Source organism: Bacillus sp. FSL W7-1085 (assembly GCF_038595035.1).
Classification (GTDB): domain Bacteria; phylum Bacillota; class Bacilli; order Bacillales; family Bacillaceae; genus Bacillus; species Bacillus altitudinis.
This window is the reverse complement of record NZ_CP152000.1, coordinates 560842-577880: the sequence shown is the minus strand read 5'-3', so window position 1 is coordinate 577880 and position 17039 is coordinate 560842. Positions and strand designations below refer to the sequence as shown.

At 40.4% G+C, this 17039-nt stretch carries 15 protein-coding genes, 7 tRNA genes and 2 pseudogenes; 4 read left to right on the top strand and 20 right to left on the bottom strand.

What is annotated here, in order from left to right:
- Positions 1-36: 36 nt before the first annotated feature.
- The 5 genes from MKY11_RS02820 to MKY11_RS02800 form a co-directional block, all read right to left on the bottom strand.
- Positions 37-798, bottom strand: coding sequence for an SDR family NAD(P)-dependent oxidoreductase (locus MKY11_RS02820; protein WP_041507603.1), 762 nt, complete (start codon positions 796-798; stop codon positions 37-39).
- 111 nt (positions 799-909) lie between these two features.
- Positions 910-1287 carry an MmcQ/YjbR family DNA-binding protein gene (locus MKY11_RS02815; RefSeq protein WP_019743360.1) on the bottom strand — a complete coding sequence of 126 codons (378 nt, stop codon included), beginning with the start codon at positions 1285-1287 and terminating at the stop codon, positions 910-912.
- Positions 1288-1436: 149 nt separating this feature from the next.
- Positions 1437-2330: an alpha/beta hydrolase gene (locus tag MKY11_RS02810; protein ID WP_019743361.1), complete on the bottom strand. Its 894-nt coding sequence runs from the start codon at positions 2328-2330 to the stop codon at positions 1437-1439.
- A gap of 190 nt (positions 2331-2520) precedes the next feature.
- Entirely contained in the window at positions 2521-3960 is a 1440-nt protein-coding gene (locus tag MKY11_RS02805) for a DHA2 family efflux MFS transporter permease subunit (RefSeq protein ID WP_342501820.1), read from the bottom strand.
- 72 nt (positions 3961-4032) lie between these two features.
- A complete protein-coding gene (locus MKY11_RS02800) occupies positions 4033-4611 on the bottom strand; it encodes a TetR/AcrR family transcriptional regulator (protein ID WP_342501819.1) in 579 nt (192 codons plus the stop codon).
- Positions 4612-4878: 267 nt separating this feature from the next.
- Here MKY11_RS02800 and MKY11_RS02795 point away from each other — a divergent pair, with 267 nt between their 5' ends.
- On the top strand, positions 4879-5610 hold the full coding sequence (locus MKY11_RS02795; protein WP_024719190.1) for a glycoside hydrolase family 16 protein: 732 nt from the start codon (positions 4879-4881) through the stop codon (positions 5608-5610).
- 42 nt (positions 5611-5652) lie between these two features.
- Here the strand turns inward: MKY11_RS02795 and MKY11_RS02790 are convergent, their stop codons facing one another.
- On the bottom strand, positions 5653-6054 hold the full coding sequence (locus MKY11_RS02790; RefSeq protein WP_039169850.1) for a MerR family transcriptional regulator: 402 nt from the start codon (positions 6052-6054) through the stop codon (positions 5653-5655).
- 223 nt (positions 6055-6277) lie between these two features.
- On the opposite strand from MKY11_RS02790, the gene MKY11_RS02785 reads away from it, so the two are divergent.
- Positions 6278-7327 carry an NAD(P)-dependent alcohol dehydrogenase gene (locus tag MKY11_RS02785; protein ID WP_342501818.1) on the top strand — a complete coding sequence of 350 codons (1050 nt, stop codon included), beginning with the start codon at positions 6278-6280 and terminating at the stop codon, positions 7325-7327.
- 247 nt (positions 7328-7574) lie between these two features.
- Entirely contained in the window at positions 7575-8036 is a 462-nt protein-coding gene (locus MKY11_RS02780; RefSeq protein ID WP_047947007.1) for a CarD family transcriptional regulator, read from the top strand.
- Between the two features lie 277 nt (positions 8037-8313).
- On the opposite strand, the gene MKY11_RS02775 is transcribed toward MKY11_RS02780, so the two are convergent.
- Both MKY11_RS02775 and MKY11_RS02770 read right to left on the bottom strand, forming a co-directional pair.
- Positions 8314-8517 (bottom strand): cold-shock protein, encoded by a 204-nt coding sequence (locus MKY11_RS02775; RefSeq protein ID WP_003214229.1) that lies wholly within the window; start codon positions 8515-8517, stop codon positions 8314-8316.
- Positions 8518-8877: 360 nt separating this feature from the next.
- Positions 8878-9224, bottom strand: a pseudogene (locus tag MKY11_RS02770) (hypothetical protein).
- Positions 9225-9537: 313 nt separating this feature from the next.
- On the opposite strand from MKY11_RS02770, the gene MKY11_RS02765 reads away from it, so the two are divergent.
- Positions 9538-10101, top strand: coding sequence for a GNAT family protein (locus MKY11_RS02765; protein WP_342501817.1), 564 nt, complete (start codon positions 9538-9540; stop codon positions 10099-10101).
- A 193-nt stretch (positions 10102-10294) separates the two neighbouring features.
- Here MKY11_RS02765 and MKY11_RS02760 read toward each other — a convergent pair.
- From MKY11_RS02760 to MKY11_RS02705, 12 genes and pseudogenes are all read right to left on the bottom strand, one after another.
- Positions 10295-10372, bottom strand: a pseudogene (locus MKY11_RS02760) (hypothetical protein); the annotation flags it as partial.
- 268 nt (positions 10373-10640) lie between these two features.
- The gene (locus tag MKY11_RS02755; protein WP_342501816.1) at positions 10641-11186 is read right to left on the bottom strand and encodes an HAD-IIIA family hydrolase; all 546 of its coding nucleotides are present in this window, start codon (positions 11184-11186) and stop codon (positions 10641-10643) included.
- A 478-nt stretch (positions 11187-11664) separates the two neighbouring features.
- A tRNA-Leu gene (locus tag MKY11_RS02750) sits at positions 11665-11748 on the bottom strand.
- 48 nt (positions 11749-11796) lie between these two features.
- Positions 11797-11879: transfer RNA gene (locus tag MKY11_RS02745), tRNA-Leu, on the bottom strand.
- Positions 11880-11886: 7 nt separating this feature from the next.
- Positions 11887-11962: transfer RNA gene (locus MKY11_RS02740), tRNA-Lys, on the bottom strand.
- A gap of 31 nt (positions 11963-11993) precedes the next feature.
- A tRNA-Gln gene (locus tag MKY11_RS02735) sits at positions 11994-12068 on the bottom strand.
- 24 nt (positions 12069-12092) lie between these two features.
- A tRNA-Glu gene (locus MKY11_RS02730) sits at positions 12093-12164 on the bottom strand.
- A gap of 9 nt (positions 12165-12173) precedes the next feature.
- Positions 12174-12264: transfer RNA gene (locus MKY11_RS02725), tRNA-Ser, on the bottom strand.
- Between the two features lie 4 nt (positions 12265-12268).
- Positions 12269-12343: transfer RNA gene (locus MKY11_RS02720), tRNA-Asn, on the bottom strand.
- A 209-nt stretch (positions 12344-12552) separates the two neighbouring features.
- Positions 12553-14400 (bottom strand): sigma-54-dependent Fis family transcriptional regulator, encoded by a 1848-nt coding sequence (locus tag MKY11_RS02715; protein WP_144680384.1) that lies wholly within the window; start codon positions 14398-14400, stop codon positions 12553-12555.
- A gap of 108 nt (positions 14401-14508) precedes the next feature.
- Complete coding sequence (gene lpdA, locus MKY11_RS02710) at positions 14509-15888, bottom strand: dihydrolipoyl dehydrogenase (RefSeq protein WP_342495249.1); 1380 nt, start codon at positions 15886-15888, stop codon at positions 14509-14511.
- 18 nt (positions 15889-15906) lie between these two features.
- Positions 15907-17037: a dihydrolipoamide acetyltransferase family protein gene (locus tag MKY11_RS02705; RefSeq protein ID WP_326112501.1), complete on the bottom strand. Its 1131-nt coding sequence runs from the start codon at positions 17035-17037 to the stop codon at positions 15907-15909.
- Positions 17038-17039 lie beyond the last annotated feature (2 nt).

The following is a 17039-nucleotide window of genomic DNA, read 5'->3' as shown; positions in this document are numbered from 1 at the left end:
TCACTAAGAGAATCTATCCTCAGTGATTGGACCTTTTTATTTCATGCTTGTGCCAGCGTGTGAAAAAATGGGGTCCTTCAATTCAAAATCAAATGTCTTCCCATCAACGATACCAACTGTTTTTGAACTGTCGTAAAGCTCAAGCAAGCACGCTGCCATTTCTTTTGATGTGTGATATTTCTTGATAGTGCCTTCATATTCGAATTGATCGACATCTAATGAACGCTTTGCAAATTCCGATTCTGTCGCAGCAGGCGCTAATACTTTTGCCTGTAATTTGGCTCCTTTTTCTTTCAATTCTAGGGCCAGCCCTTCTGTAAAGGCGCTCACATAAAATTTCGTGGCTGAATAAGTGACAGCGTTGCCGACGACGGTATAACCCGCTCTTGAAGAGATATTGATTAGCTGCGTCCCCTCTTTTTGCTCATAATCACGGACAAACAGAGTGGATAAAATTGTTAACGCTTCAATATTGAGATGAAGCATGTCCCCAATTTTTTTCACATCCTGCTCTCCTATTGAACCAAAATGGCCAAACCCAGCATTATTAATGAACGTATCCAGCTCATCACCAGCTAATGACTCATAGAAAGAATACACTTGCTCTCTGTCTGTTAAATCAACAGACTGGACTTTCACTTGAATATCGGGATATGTTTCTAGAATCTTTTCTTTCAGTTCTTGGAGTTTATCAAGCCGGCGTGCAGCTAAGATCAGATTTTTTCCTCTTGCTGCAAAGGCCAAAGCCGTTTCATACCCAATACCTGAACTTGCCCCTGTAATAACTGTATAGCCCATTGTATATCCCCCTATTCGTATCTTCTAGCTGTTTAAAGTATAGCGAGAGCATGTGACTCTAGTCAATTTTGAAGAGATTCAAAGAGACATGAACAACTGAACGTTCAGCATTTAATCGGTTTCTTTTGAATCATGTTGGAGGATAGCCTGCTGAGCTTTTTTTGTTAATTTGTGAAAAACCAGTTGATAGGAATGTTCAATTAGCTCTTCGACAAATGAAGATGGAATATCTGCATCAAGATAAATAGAATTCCAATGCGTCTTATTCATGTAATAGCCGGGAATAATTCCTTCATGCATTTCTCTTAATTCTTCAGCGCGTTGCGGATCACATTTTAAAGTGATGACTGGCTTGCGATCGACGTCTCCCCCCATCATGGCGAACATCTTTCCACCTATATGATAACGATCTGCCTGCCACTCAGGTTGATAGTCGTGGGTTGCTCCTTGTAAAGAAAGACAAAATGCCTGTAGTGTCTCTTTTTTCATTCTATTAGCTCCTTTTTTAGTTGTCTTCTATCTTTCTATTATATCGACAGTTGTGATTGTTGTATCTACACTTCTTTTCAGGACGTCAGCGAGAACAAAAAAAGCACAGACAAAAAGGTCTGTGCTTTTTACTGATATCCGAATATTTCTTATTCAAACGCCTTCTTAAGCTGATCGCTCATCAGATGCCAAGCCTCTTCAGCTATCTCTAAATCTCCGGCATGAGTGAACGCATGAGGGACTCCTTTAAATTGTTTGTATGTGACATCTACCCCTGCTTCTTTTAACTTGTCCGCATAATGCTCAGCTTCTTCAGCTAGTGAATCCTTCTCAGCTGTGATAACAAGAGCTGGGGGCATTTGTGCTAAGACTTCTCTCTCTGCAAAGACTGGAGAAACGAGCGGATTGTGCGGATCTTGACCTTGCAGGTAGAAGGCATTAAACAGTCTCGCCATTTCAACTGGAATTGCTTCTTCAAACGCTGGCTTTTGTGCTGGATCAGTAGCCAAATCAAGCGGTGGATAGTCAAGCACTTGATAGACAATCGGAAGTTTGTTCCCTTTTTGGATATCAAGCAAACAAACCGCTGTTGCCAAGTTCCCACCTGCACTATGACCGCCAATGGCTAATCGATTTGGGTCTATTTGTAGTTCATCAGGATGTTCATATAACCATTTCATCACATCGTAGCATTCATGAAGAGCAGCCGGAAAAGGGTGTTCCGGTGCCAGCTGATATTCCACATTGACAACGATACACTCCGCACGATCTGCTATGACCGGACACCAATGATTATCCATTTCAGCACTTCCAAGTATAAAACCGCCCCCATGCAAATTCACGAAAACAGGAAGGGGTTGTTTCAATGTTTTCACAGGTTTAAATACCCACACCTTTGTTTCACCAGCACCCGTTGGGATATCATATTCCATTTTGTTCACTTCAGGAGGGTGGACTGGCTTTAGTTCTGATTGACCAGCTAATGAATCTTCAGCTGGTTGACGCAATGACTCAGCCATTTTAATTTGTTCGTCTAAGTTCATGATCTCAGCTCCTATCTTATTCTTTTATCTCTATCCATTCGTTACGAATTTCGCCTTTTCCTTCAATGTCGTCAGAGAGTCGTTGCTTTTTATCTATCTCCCCATTTTCAGCTTCTTTGAAACAAACATTCACCCCTATGAGTAAATAAAAAAAGCACTGCGGCGCTAAGTCCTCAGTGCTTTTCATATATTATGATACTTGTTGTTCTACTTTCACTCGTTTAATAAAGAAAGCAATCACCAAGCCAATCACTGTCATGATGACAGCAAAGATAAAGGCATGCTGGACGCCATTTGTAAAGGCGAGCAGCTGATTGACTGGATTTGCGGGATCAGCCACATTTTCCATAAAACTGCGCGCTCCTGATGAAAGGATCGAGATACCAACCGCAGTCCCAATCGCTCCTGACACTTGCTGCAATGTATTCATAATCGCTGTACCGTGCGGATATAGCTCTGGCGGCAGCTGATTTAATCCATTTGTTTGGGCAGGCATCATGATCATCGCAATTCCTATCATTAACGTAATATGAAGCGTCACGATATAACCGATGGACGTATTCACACTTAAGTTCGTGAAGCCAAACATGGTCGCTGCAACGATGACAAGGCCTGGGATGACAAGCCACTTCGGCCCAAATTTATCAAAAAGCCCACCCATGATTGGCGATAGCAGTCCATTGATAATTCCACCTGGTAATAGCATTAAACCTGCTGTAAATGTAGACAGTGCCAAGGACGTTTGCAGATATAATGGCAAAATCATCATAGCAGACAGCATCACCATCATACACACTAAGATCAGAAGTAACCCGATCACAAACATTGGATATTTAAATGGGCTTAAATTCAACATCGGTTCTTTCATGTTTAACTGTCTTAGGGAGAACACAAGAATGCCAATGACACCTACAACAATCGCCACAATCACATGCATACTGCTCCAGCCACCGCCTTCACCGGCACTGCTAAAACCATACACAATTCCACCGAAACCGATGGTTGATAACACAATCGATAAAATGTCGATTTTCGGTCTTGTGGGTTCCGTAATATTTTGCATAAAAATATACCCAAATACGAGTGCAGCAACTAATAACGGAAGCGAAATCCAAAAAATCCAATGCCATGTTAACGATTTAAGAATGAGACCAGAGACCGTTGGACCAACTGCTGGGGCAAACATAATGACAAGACCGATAATCCCCATTGATCTACCTCTTTTATGAGGCGGAATGATAACCAAAATCGTATTAAACATCAATGGAAGGAGCAAGGCTGTTCCTACTGCCTGCACCACACGTGCCACCATTAAAATACTGAAGACTGGTGCAACGGCCGCAATAAATGTACCGATGATCGAAAAGACCAGTGAGGTTATGAAAAGCTGTCTTGTTGTAAACCATTGAAGAATGAGGCCAGAAATTGGAACAAGAATCCCTAGTGTTAATAAATAGCCGGTTGTAAGCCACTGAGCAGTCGTTGCTTCAATACCAAAGTCTAATGTTAAACTTCTCAGCGCCATGTTGAGTGCCGTTTCACTGAACAGTCCAATAAATCCAGCTGTGATAAATGAAATAATAATGGGCAGCGTTCGAATGTCGGAAGCTGCTGTTTGCTTGTTGTTCATATTAAGTTGGCTCCTTTTCTTTTTCAATATTGAGCAATCTTAGGAAGTCAGGCTAGTCAGAAATGAGCCACTTCATTGTCGTTGAAAAACAGATAAAATTTGTTTTTCCGCAGCGAATTGTGCAATTTTTTCGATTGAGTAGCCGGATTCATGAATATAGAACATGAGTTCAGGCGTCATTGGAGAGGACATACATAATGTCGTCAACTCAATGTCTTGTATGTTCGCTTCTCCTTCTACTTTCGCTTCCTCGAGCAAATCACGAATGATTTGTTTGAGTGATTGACTGTAATGACAATCATATACTTTACTTGTCTGCTCTAAGTTCCCAGAGATTGTGAGCATGCGAATCCAATCTAAATGATGACCGACGATGAGATGAATTTCTTCAAGAACATATCGTAAACGCTCACGAACCGGCTGATCACTGATTTTACTTAAGTAAAGATGCAACGCAGGGATCAGTTGTTCAAATTTTTCTCCAAGGATCGAAAGGCATAAATCACTTTTATTGGCATATCGGCGGTAAAGAGTACCCTGTCCAACACCAGCTGTTTTAGCAATTTTATGCATACTGACATTCTCTACACCAAACTCTTGAAACAAAGAAAAAGCGACCTCTTCAATTTCCTTTCCAATATCCTTTTCCATGATGCTTCACCTTCTTTACCTTCATCCACCTTGCATATATCTCTATGTGTAAATCAAATTTCTTTCATTTTCATTAGGACAATTGTACCGGTATTATCTTACGGACAACTGTCCGCTTTGTCAATCATTATTTTTTACCTATCAATTTTCTTTTCATTCTATTAAAAAAACACACTGTTTATCATTATTTAGACCGATTTTCCATTTTGAGAGAATCATGTATGATCAAAAAGAAAACGCTTTCAAAAAAGAGAGGGGAATGCCTACATGTCTTACCGTGTAAAACGAATGTTGATGCTGCTTGTCACTGGATTATTCTTAAGTTTGTCCACATTTGCTGCAAGTGCCTCGGCACAAACGGGCGGGTCGTTTTATGAACCGTTCAACAACTATAATACCGGGTTATGGCAAAAAGCCGATGGGTACTCGAACGGAAATATGTTTAACTGTACGTGGCGCGCAAACAATGTCTCCATGACGTCGTTAGGGGAAATGCGATTATCGCTCACAAGTCCTTCCTATAATAAGTTTGACTGCGGAGAAAACCGTTCTACTCAAACATATGGCTATGGGCTTTATGAAGTCAGCATGAAACCAGCCAAAAATGTTGGGATCGTGTCTTCGTTCTTTACTTATACGGGACCGACTGATGGTACACCTTGGGATGAAATCGACATCGAATTTCTAGGAAAAGATACGACAAAGGTTCAGTTTAACTATTATACCAACGGTGTCGGAAATCATGAAAAAATCGTCAACCTTGGTTTTGATGCAGCAAACTCTTATCACACATATGCGTTCGACTGGCAGCCTAACTCAATTAAATGGTATGTGGACGGTCAATTAAAACATACGGCTACTACTCAAATCCCTCAAACACCGGGAAAGATTATGATGAACTTATGGAATGGTGCAGGTGTCGATGAATGGCTCGGCTCCTACAACGGTGTTACTCCACTTTACGCTCATTACAATTGGGTGCGTTACACAAAAAGATAACCACATCACAAAACCTGTGACAAGTCACAGGTTTTTCTTCATTTAAATAGAGCTCGTTTTTAATTGATGAACTAGTTTTTGTTCATAACTGTGGATAATATCTTCATAACTTTCGATCTTGTAATCTAACCGTTTAATCGTTTCTTCGATTTCCTTTTGTTTGTCTACGAGTCTTTCTCTCTCATTGACCAAAATACTCTTCCTTGAGGACAATGTACGATCCTCTCCCTCGATAAATAAAGCCGTATATTCTCTAAGAGCATCAATTGACAGACCCGCATTTCTCATACATTTAATAAATTCTATCCACTGAATATCTTCTTCTGTATAATCACGAACACCATTTTCATCACGCCTGATCGGTCTAATTAAACCTATATTCTCATAATACCTGAGCGTAGCAGTAGATAAATCGAGCTGCTTGGCGGCTTGTGCTATTTTCATTGTTTTCACCCTTCTCTTCTTTCTCTTACTTGACGATCTCCCTTTTCCCATCATCTCCATTTTTATCGAGAAGACAAGATACTTTTGGCTCAAATCTTGATTCAAGGTTGATGCTAAAGCCTGAATTGAGGCGATCAGAGGGTTCTATGTTGACTTAAAGTTCACTTTAAGACGTACAGTATAGAGGAAGGCCCGAATCTTACTTTTGAAAGGATGATCAAGAATGTGTCAGACGCACCAATCAAACGTTTTAAGTGTTTCCCATGCAAAAGCAAACTTTGAACGGACAACCATTGAACGAAGAGCACTTCGTCCACATGATATTTTAATTGATATTCAGTTTAGCGGGATCTGTCATTCAGATATCCACAGTGCCTTTGATGAATGGGGCGGCGGTATTTTCCCAATGGTTCCGGGTCATGAGATTACTGGAGTTGTTTCAGCTGTTGGGGATGCTGTCACGAAATTCAACATTGGTGATCGTGTAGGCGTCGGTTGTTTTGTCGATTCTTGCGGTACATGTGAATATTGCCAAAATGGAGATGAACAATATTGCAAGAAAGGAGTCATTCAAACTTATAATAACCTGGATTATGATGGAGAACCAACTTACGGCGGCTACAGTCAGAAAATTGTTGTGACAGAACGATTTGTTGTCAATATTCCTGACCAGCTTTCCCTCGATGTCGCCAGCCCCCTTCTTTGTGCCGGCATCACAACGTATTCTCCGTTAAAACACTGGAAGGCTGGGCCTGGCAAAAAAGTGGCGATTGTCGGAATGGGCGGTCTAGGTCATGTCGCCATTCAATTTGCACGCGCACTTGGCGCAGAAGTGACTGTATTAAGTCGTTCTTTGAATAAAAAAGAAGAGGCCCTGTCATTTGGTGCAAAAGACTATTTTGCTACAAGTGACCCTGATACGTTTAAGACACTAGCCGGTCAATACGACCTCATTCTCAATACCGTCTCTGCCAATATCAACGTGGATGCCTATTTGTCCTTACTTCGTGTTGACGGAACATTAGTAAACGTCGGTGCACCACCAAAGCCAGACAACTTCCATGTGTTTTCATTAATTACGGGACGTCGCAGCATCGCCGGCTCACTCGTTGGCGGCATCCAAGAAACACAAGAAATGCTCGATTTCGCAGCTGCTCACAATATCGCACCACAAATTGAAGTGATCAACGCAAACCAAGTCGATGAAGCATATGAACGTGTGCTCAATAGTGATGTGCGTTATCGGTTTGTGATTGATATTTCGACATTATGATCGGATTCTATTTGGAAAGACCAGCTCAATGGCTGGTCTTTTTTAATGGTCGATATCCTATTTTTCTTGTAGCGAGGATTCTTGAGGATATACTCAAAAATCATCCGAAATCCCCAAAAAAATCTCTCTTTTTTAGAACAAAATTTATTGACAAAAAATAAATAAACATGTTATTATTAAAAATTTGATTATTTTACCTCTAAGTGTGGTACCCTTAAAGTAGATACATGATATGGAGGCGGATGATATGTTTCAAATTGGTGATAACATTGTTTATCCAATGCACGGAGCAGGTATAATTGAAGCCATAGAAGAAAAAGAATTCTCTGATGAAAAACAACAGTATTATGTCATTAAGATGGCCGTTAGCCATATGAAAGTGATGATTCCTACAAGGAAGATGTCAAGGTCAAGAATAAGACCTGTTACAGATATACTTGCCTTAAAGAACATTATGCACACTTTTCAAAATGGAACATCAGATAAGTTATTGCCATGGAAAGAGAGATATAAAATCAACACCGACAAAATCAAAACGGGCGACATACTAGAAGGCGCTGAAGTGGTACGTGATCTCATGCGAATGAAGAAAGAAAAAAAACTGAATGCAAGCGAAAAGAAAATGCTTGACGATGCTTATGGTTATTTGATTAGTGAGCTAGAAGTCATCAAAGGAATCACTGAAAAACAAATCAAGAGTTTCTGCTAATATTGTCTACCTGCTTCCCATTTTTTGAATACATTTTCTCTACGAACAAATCCCTCTATCTTCGACCAGTAAAGAAAAAAGAATTTATTTAGGCAAATTCCGCATATTGTAAATCCAATATGCTATACTGTTGATAAACCTTTGAAGCATGAATTTTTTTACGATTACCTTGTAACATCTCCCTACTTGTACGCTGAGTAGGGTTTTTTATTGCAGAAATAAATGAAAACACAAAAAAACAGGCTCTCTACAGAGAACCTGTTTTAAAAAATGAAGATTAAGCAGTTTTTTGAACGTTAGCAGCTTGAGCTCCACGAGAACCTTGCTCTACGTCAAAAGTTACTTTTTGACCTTCGTCTAAAGATTTGAATCCGTCACCTTGGATAGCTGAGAAATGTACGAATACATCGTCTCCTTCTTCACGTTCGATAAATCCAAAACCTTTTTCTGCGTTAAACCATTTTACTGTACCTTGTTCCATGTTTGTTGCCTCCTAGTGCGTTACCACACAATGTATTATACTATCCTTGCCCAAAGTATCTTCAAGACGAAAAGTCTTTCTTCATGCTATCCTTTACGCCGAACAAAAATAATTATTCTTATTGTAACATGAATCGGAAATTATTGCAATTTAGGATTTAAAAGAGTAAAATCAACGATCATATTCAATTTTGTTCTTCTCTGACTTTAAGATATTTTTTCTACAAAATGGGCGTTCAATCATGAAAGGAATAAATAAGTTCATAACGCAAACCTTTTTTTCAGACATCTGTCAGTTTTATTTAAAAGTAAAGAATAAGAAACATTACTTTACTCTTAGAAAATTGATGTCATTTTTATTTTAGTTAAGGTTAGCATCTCTATTCCTATCAATTCTTAAAGTAACTATAAGACTAGCTACGCTGGCTAAAGTTCCTGCAACAGAAACAACAATTGTTAAAAAATCTGGAATAAGAAATCCTATCGGAATGAGCCCAAGAAAAGATAGAACAATAAAACATTGATATACACTAGATATAGTTCTCACAATCAAGTGACTGAAAAAGGACATACTAACGGAGGAATGAATAAACATAACATTATTCCAAATGAAATGACACGGTCCCCAGGGGAATTTTTGGCAGCCACTAGCAAAACAACTATAGACATCATGAGAGTAAGTAAAACTAGAGAAAACCTTTTTATCATGTTATAACTCCTTTGGTTGATCTTATGCGACTTAATTTATTTTTATCAAATTATCTCATTATCACCTTTATTTAACAATATAAAAGGTGATTAGAAAACCACCCCATCATGACTAACAACTATTCTCTAGAGGATAGTCATTAAGATTTCACAGCTAAGTTAATTTGAAGTGGAGTCGTTTGTTCAAAGAGAAACTGATATTAAAATCGACTGGGCACGTTTCCACCCTGCAATTTTTTAAGAATTGAAAATTATTTGAACCACATACTCTCCATACACGCTAAAATATAAAATTTCTGAGAGGAGAAATGAAATGAACCCTTTATTGTTAGATATTCCTTTACAGTTAGAAACAGAAAGACTCATTCTTCGAGCACCACACCAAACAGGAGACGGGAAAATTGTTAATCAAGCAATAAAGGATTCCTTTTCTGAATTAAAAGCGTGGCTGCCATTTGCTCAAGAACTTCCTACTGCTGAAGAAACAGAGATCAATTTAAGAAATGCTCATATCAATTTTTTAAAAAGGGAAAGTTTCCGTTTTCTTATTTTTGATAAAAACAGCAATCACTTCATTGGGACAACTAGCCTTCAGAGGATTGACTGGACCACTCCTAAATGCGAGATTGGGTACTGGGTAAATACTAAATTTAGTGGGAACGGATTTATGACAGAAGCAGTGGAGAAATTAGCTGACTTTGGGTTAAACAATATCAAATTTAGAAGGATTGAAATAAGGTGTGAATCAACAAACCTCAAAAGTCGGGCTATCCCAGAAAAACTTGGCTTTGTATTTGAAGGCACTTTAAGAAATGATGATTTATCCGCAGATGGCAGCAAGCTGACTGACACTTGTTTTTATTCCATAATAAAGTAACCTAATGAACATCAGCAATTAAAGTAATGGGTAGATTAGTGGAATAAGAAAAAACATAGCATATTATATAATATGCTATGTTTTTTAGTTTTGGCCTTGATAAGTGGGTCTACTCCTCTAACATTGTCCTTATTGCATTTACTTCTTCATAATCTGATGTTTTCTTTGATAAACCCTGACAGAAAGTTTTCAGCAGCAGGCTCTCAACACAAGACCACAATGTAACTGCAATCAGCTTCGACCTGTCACGAGGTACTTTTTTATCCGAGTCAATTTCTTTTATAGAGCAATTGGATTCACTCTCCATTCATAGATTCCTAAAGACTTTCCTTCTGATTAGCTTTCATGTTTATTGCCATTTTTTCACAGTTCGGTCTGTTTTAACTCCGTCACCATCATTTCCACTGGTTTAACTTAATTTCAACGACCTCAACACTCTGTTCATGAAAGGACTCGTAACCTGTTTTAAAAAAACAAAAAAGATACTACATGTTGAAACACCTTTTTTTGTATTGACAGCTCTCATTAGCAGGGTAATATTACACTTGATTATTTAAACAAGAATTTTTATACAACCAGTTTATAGCATCATTAAGGTCATTGGCTATATAGTCTATTTTAATCCCACTTAATTTATCAAAGTGTTCACTAAGCGAATATTCACCAGCCCCAGTTCTAACCAAAATTTTAATACTTCCTACTTTATCAGCTGCAACAATATCACTCCAACGGTCCCCGATTACGACACAATTTTCGAGAGTTAAATCGTGTTTTTGTTGAGCTTCCATTAACATTCCTATGCCGGGCTTCCTACAAGAGCATCCGTCATTATGACCGTGTGGACATATATATACTTCATCAAAACCAAAACCTTTCAATTCCTCTTTAAAATCTTCTACCTTAGCTAGTCCACTTGATATACCAGGTTGATTTGTAAAAGAGAATATTTTCACATTATCTTTTTTTAGTTTATTAATTTGAATTGCTGTATAAGGAAAGAGTTCGAATTTTCCGGGATAATGAATAGTGTCATCACCACCAATTGTTCCATCTCTATCTAAAAAAATTGCTTCTATCTGTTTCATGTTATCCCCCCATTATCTAGCAACTGATCCTGCGTTAAGATTTATTATTCCATTAGAAAATTTTGATGACATCAGTTTATCATAAATATTTATTATCAATATCCCCTAATAAAAATTAAAATCTTTTCAACTGTCTTTCTTTTCAATTTGTTTCATTCTTTCCAAGAAAGAGAAAAAGGATGTTCATGTTACAGACTTGCCAAATGAATTTACATAATAAGTTTCTACGTGGTGTCTTTGTAAATTACATTTGTTTCATACTCACCAACCATTCAACTTAATTATTAAGGAAGGCTCTGTTAACCTCTCATTAATTGAAAGAAGCTAAAAACATATCTTTAATATTGTGTTGTGTACTTCCGTGTACTGCGACTATCTACAAACAAAAAAATCCATTTACTTAAGATAAGTGGACAAATTCATTTAAAAGTTATAAAAAACAAAAAAACCAAAGATCTATAACCTTTGGTTTCTTAGATGCGGCCGAGAGGACTTGAACCTCCACGGGTTATTCACCCACTAGGCCCTCAACCTAGCGCGTCTGCCATTCCGCCACGACCGCGTGTATGATGTGCTCATATATTCATAAGTGCACTGTTTGAAAAAACAATGCGGGTGAAGGGACTTGAACCCCCACGTCATAAAGACACTAGATCCTAAGTCTAGCGCGTCTGCCAATTCCGCCACACCCGCGTGACAATGGTGAGCCATGAAGGACTCGAACCTTCGACCCTCTGATTAAAAGTCAGATGCTCTACCAACTGAGCTAATGGCTCATCTGCTATGCAGAAAAACATATATAAAAAATGGCTGGGCTAGCTGGATTCGAACCAACGCATGACGGAGTCAAAGTCCGTTGCCTTACCGCTTGGCTATAGCCCAACGAATCAACATAAAAAGAAAACATGACCCGTACGGGATTCGAACCCGTGTTACCGCCGTGAAAGGGCGGTGTCTTAACCGCTTGACCAACGGGCCATATGATAATGGCGGAGAAGGAGGGATTTGAACCCTCGCGCCGCTTGCGCGACCTACACCCTTAGCAGGGGCGCCTCTTCAGCCACTTGAGTACTTCTCCATTATGGCTCCGCAGGTAGGACTCGAACCTACGACCGATCGGTTAACAGCCGATAGCTCTACCACTGAGCTACTGCGGAATAATGAGACATGTTTCATTATATCTATGCCAGAAAAATGTGTCAAGAATTTTTAAACGTTTCATTCCTGCTTCATTTGCGACGGCTTTTATAATTTAACATATACTAATATAACAGTCAAGCCTTTTTCCATGCCATTTGTTTAACTTGACAGAAAGCCCCCGACCTCCACGTAGACCAAGGGCCTTGATGCAGCCTTCCTCATAAGATTAAGACAGATGAAACTTTCGCATCCACTTATAAAAAGTACTTCTTGGTACTCCTGCTAACCTCGCTGCTTCTGACACATGACCTTTTGTTTTATGCAGTGCGTCTATCACTGTTTGCTTTTGAATGCGTTCCCTGAATGTGAGTTCTTTTGAAGTCTCGGGTTGCTCCGCTGGATGCAGCTTCTGTTTTTTCTGATCAATCGTCTCTAATACTGAAGCATATTGCGATTCACCAATCCATCCACCTTTCGGAAAGAGAACCCTTAGATGTTCAAACAGGTTAAAAAGCTCTCTTATGTTTCCTGGCCAATGATACGCCTGTAATTTCTGAAAAAATGATTCAGGAAACGCTGCATTCCAGTGATGCTTCTTTTGGTAATAACGATATAAATCATGAATGTCTTCTTTTCTTTCTCTAAGCGGCGGGATATTGATCGGATAGACATGAAGACGGTAATACAAGTCTTCTCGTATTTTTCCTTCCTTCAGCAGTTCGTTCATATTACGGTGAGTCGCTGTAATGATTCGAATATCCAAAGGGATTTCGTGTGTCCCGCCGAGCGGTACGACTGCCCTTTCTTCTATCACCCGAAGAAGCGCTACTTGCATCGCATATGGGATTTCGCCTATTTCATCTAGAAAGAGTGTTCCTTTATGGGCTTGTTCAAATTTTCCTTTAGCTCCGTGACGTTTTGCTCCTGTAAAAGCACCTTCAGCATAGCCAAACAGCTCACTTTCTAACAGGCTTTCAGGAATGGCTCCGCAATTAACAGCAATGAACGGCCCTTTATGCCTTTCACTGGCGGAGTGAATGGCTCTAGCGGCGAGTTCCTTCCCTGTCCCTGTTTCTCCCCAAATATACACATGAGCATCTGTTTGTGCCGCTCTCTTCATCTCACTAAGCGTCTGTTGAAATACCTTACTTGTTCCTGATTCCCCGGGAAATTGAGCAAAAGAAACGGTCATGCTGCTTTTCGCTACTTCTTCAAGAGAAAGGGATATGCCTAGCACCTTCCCGTCTTGCTCTGATTGAATGATCTGCTTTCCCCGGATAACAAATGGATGATCCTTAAGCCGCTCAACATCCATTCCATACCAGTCTGAAAATCGATCTCTAATCGACCTGCTGGCAGACACAATTTGCTTTTTTTCATTACAGACCACATACGGTTCATCTGCTTCCACCTGCTGGAGACAATGAGTGATCAGCTCCAGCTCTCTCCTTTTTTGCTCGACTTGAATTTCTCTCTCTATGGCATAAGCAACCGTTGAAGCCATTCCAAGCATAAAAGGGTGCTTGTTATCCGTCATACAGGAGATATCAATCACCCCTATGATCGTACCGTCCGCATCGCGAATTGGAGCAGCTGAACAACTCCAATGATGAGAGGCGATAGAAAAATGCTCCGTTCCGTTGATCGTCACCGCTTCTCCGATGACGAGTGCCGTTCCGATCGCATTTGTCCCTACATCTGTTTCAGTCCAGCGTGAACCCTCCATAAAATTAATTCTTCTGGCTTCCACCATCGTTCTTTCGCTTCCTGTCAGACTTAGCACATAACCATCTGCATCAATGAGTAAGGCCAGCATATCAGAATCTTTTAATTGCTGATTGATTTTATTTAAGTAAGGAAGAGCCGCATTTAGGAATAATGAATATTTCTTTTTTTGAGCACTGAATCGTTCCTTTTCTAACAACGACTGTCCTTTATCTAAATACGGATTCACATTTGCCTGTTTACACCTGTGCCATGATTCTGCCACTCTCTTATTCAGACGAGACTGATCAAGCAAACCTTCACGAACAAAACGTTTCCACGTATTTAAATAACAAGGCGTCGGATTCATTCCATCCTCTCCTCTGGGGGCTTTTTATTCATTATAGATAAACATAAAAGCGCTTTCAATTATCATTGGCTAACCCAAGAAGTCAATTGGATGGAAAAGGAGTCTTTTTCAGCAGTGCACCGCTCTTCCAATGGTTTGCAGAACGGCTTCGTGTATTGCCTCTGAAAGTGTCGGATGTGCCGCAATAAACTGCTCTAATGTATCAGCGGTCAACTCTGCATGCATCATCACCGCCGCTTGTCCAATCATTTCTGTTGCATTCGGTCCAATGATTGAAACGCCTAATATTTCTTGATATTGCGGCTCTACAATGACCTTTACGTGACCGGCTGGTTGATTTAAGATTAATGCTTTTCCATTTGCAGAAAATGCACATGTCCCTATCCGAATCTCCTCATATTGTTTTCTAGCACTCTCTTCATTTAAACCAACACTCGCGATTTCTGGAGAGGTGTAGATGCACCTCGGAATCACTTGTTCATTGACCTTTAGATGTTCACCTGATGCATGGGAAGCTGCAACCGTCCCTTCATGAAAGGCAGTATGAGCAAGCTGGACCCCACCTGTCACATCACCGCACGCATAAATATGCGGGAGATTGGTTTGCATATGTTCATTGACGTAGATTCCGTTTCTATCAAATTCAATTCCAATCTGTTCAAGATTTAACTCTCCAAGTTGCGGAGTTCTGCCAATGGCCACTAAGCAAAGATCCGACTGGATGTCACAACGTTCTCCTTGATTATTCTCCACCACTACTTTTCTTGAAGAGGAATCAAGCTGTTTGACTGCGGCGGACGTCAAAATGTTTACACCCGTTTCTTCGAGCTGCTCGTGAAGACATTGTGCTGTATCACGATCTTCTTCTGGTAAAATGTGCACTGCCCGTTCAACCATGACAACCTTTGATCCCATTCTGCTAAAGATGCTCGCAAACTCACAGCCAATCACCCCGCCCCCAATGATACAAAGTGAATCTGGGATCGAAGAAAGTGACATGGCGTCCTTGCTGTGAATGATCCATCCGCCATCAAAAGGTGCAAACGGTAAAGCCACAGGCACAGCCCCTGTTGCAATAATGATTTGTTTTGCTTGAATGATTTCAGACTTCCCTTCACTTTCTATGAATAGCTCATGTGCTGATAGAAATGAAGCCTTCCCATTTACCACGGTAATTTTGTTTTTATTCATCAAGTAACGAACACCATCAGTGAGCTGCTTGACGACAGACTGTTTCCGCTTTTGGACAGCATTCCATTGAATGATAGGCTCATGTTCTGGAAGCTCAATCCCAAAATGTCCAGCCGATTTCACATGCTCATACATATCGGCGCTTTGCAAAAGTGCTTTGGTCGGGATACAGCCTTCATTGAGGCAGGTACCTCCCAGCTTACCTTGATCAATTAACACAACCTCCCTGTCAAAACGGGCGGCTGTTATGGCCGCCACATAACCTGCTGGTCCGCCTCCTATAATGACCAGTGTCATGGTACATTCACCTTCTTCCTATAAAAGAATGGATATTGGTTCTTCTAAGTGTGCTTTGACCGTTGATAAAAATGCAGAGGCAGGCGCCCCGTCCAGCACGCGGTGATCAAACGTAAGACTGAGTGGTAGGATGGTCCCTTTGCACAACTCATCCTCTCGATAAACAGGGGTGTCATACATTGTTCCGACACCAAGGATCCCCGCTTCCGGCGGATTCAAAATTGGTGTGAAATGCTCTACACCATACGCTCCAAGATTGGTGATGGTAAAGGTAGAACCTTTGATTTCGTCATGTAGAAGCTTTCCTTCACGTGCTTTTTTACCATACAATTTAATGCCCTTCGCCAGCTCTATCAGCGTTAACCGCTCCGCATCCCGAATGACCGGTACAGCCAATCCGTTATCTAACGCAGCAGCAATCCCAAGATGAACATTCTCAAAGGTTTCGACAACTCCGTTATGATATTGACTGTTCATCGCAGGATGTTCTAACAACGATAGGATCGCTGCTTTGGCTACAAAATCGGTGATGGTCAACCTTGTCTCGTAACGTGCGATGGCTGTTTCATTCAGCTGTTGTTGTAGGTTTTTCAGTTTTGTCACGTCCGCTTTCATCGTAATGGTTAATTGTGCACTTGTTTGCAGGCTTTCCATCATTCTTGAGGCAATTGTTTTCCGCATCATGTTAATAGGCTGTTGCACTGTCTCGTTTTGTTTCTTCTCTTTCCGTTCAGGAAGTGCACGAAGCACATCCTCTTTCGTAATTCTTCCACCTGGTCCTGTCCCCACCAGCGTATCAATGTCTAGATTTGCGCTATTCGCCATTTTACGGGCAACAGGGGAGATTTTCTTTCTCTCTTTCTTTGGTTTTGACTGGATGTCTCTATCTTTCTTTTCCCCCACCTGTTCATTTCTTTCACCGATATAGCAGATGACCGTGCCAGGCGGTACACCTTCTCCCTCAGGTACTTTTATATCCAATATGGTTCCTTCAGCAGGTGATTCGATCTCCATTTCAATTTTTTCGGAGTTGATGCTTGCAATGCTTTCTCCTTTATTTACGGTCTCACCGACCTCTTTATTCCAGACAGATACCGTTCCTTCTTTCATCGACATGCCCAATTTAGGCATCACAACTTCGACAGCCATCT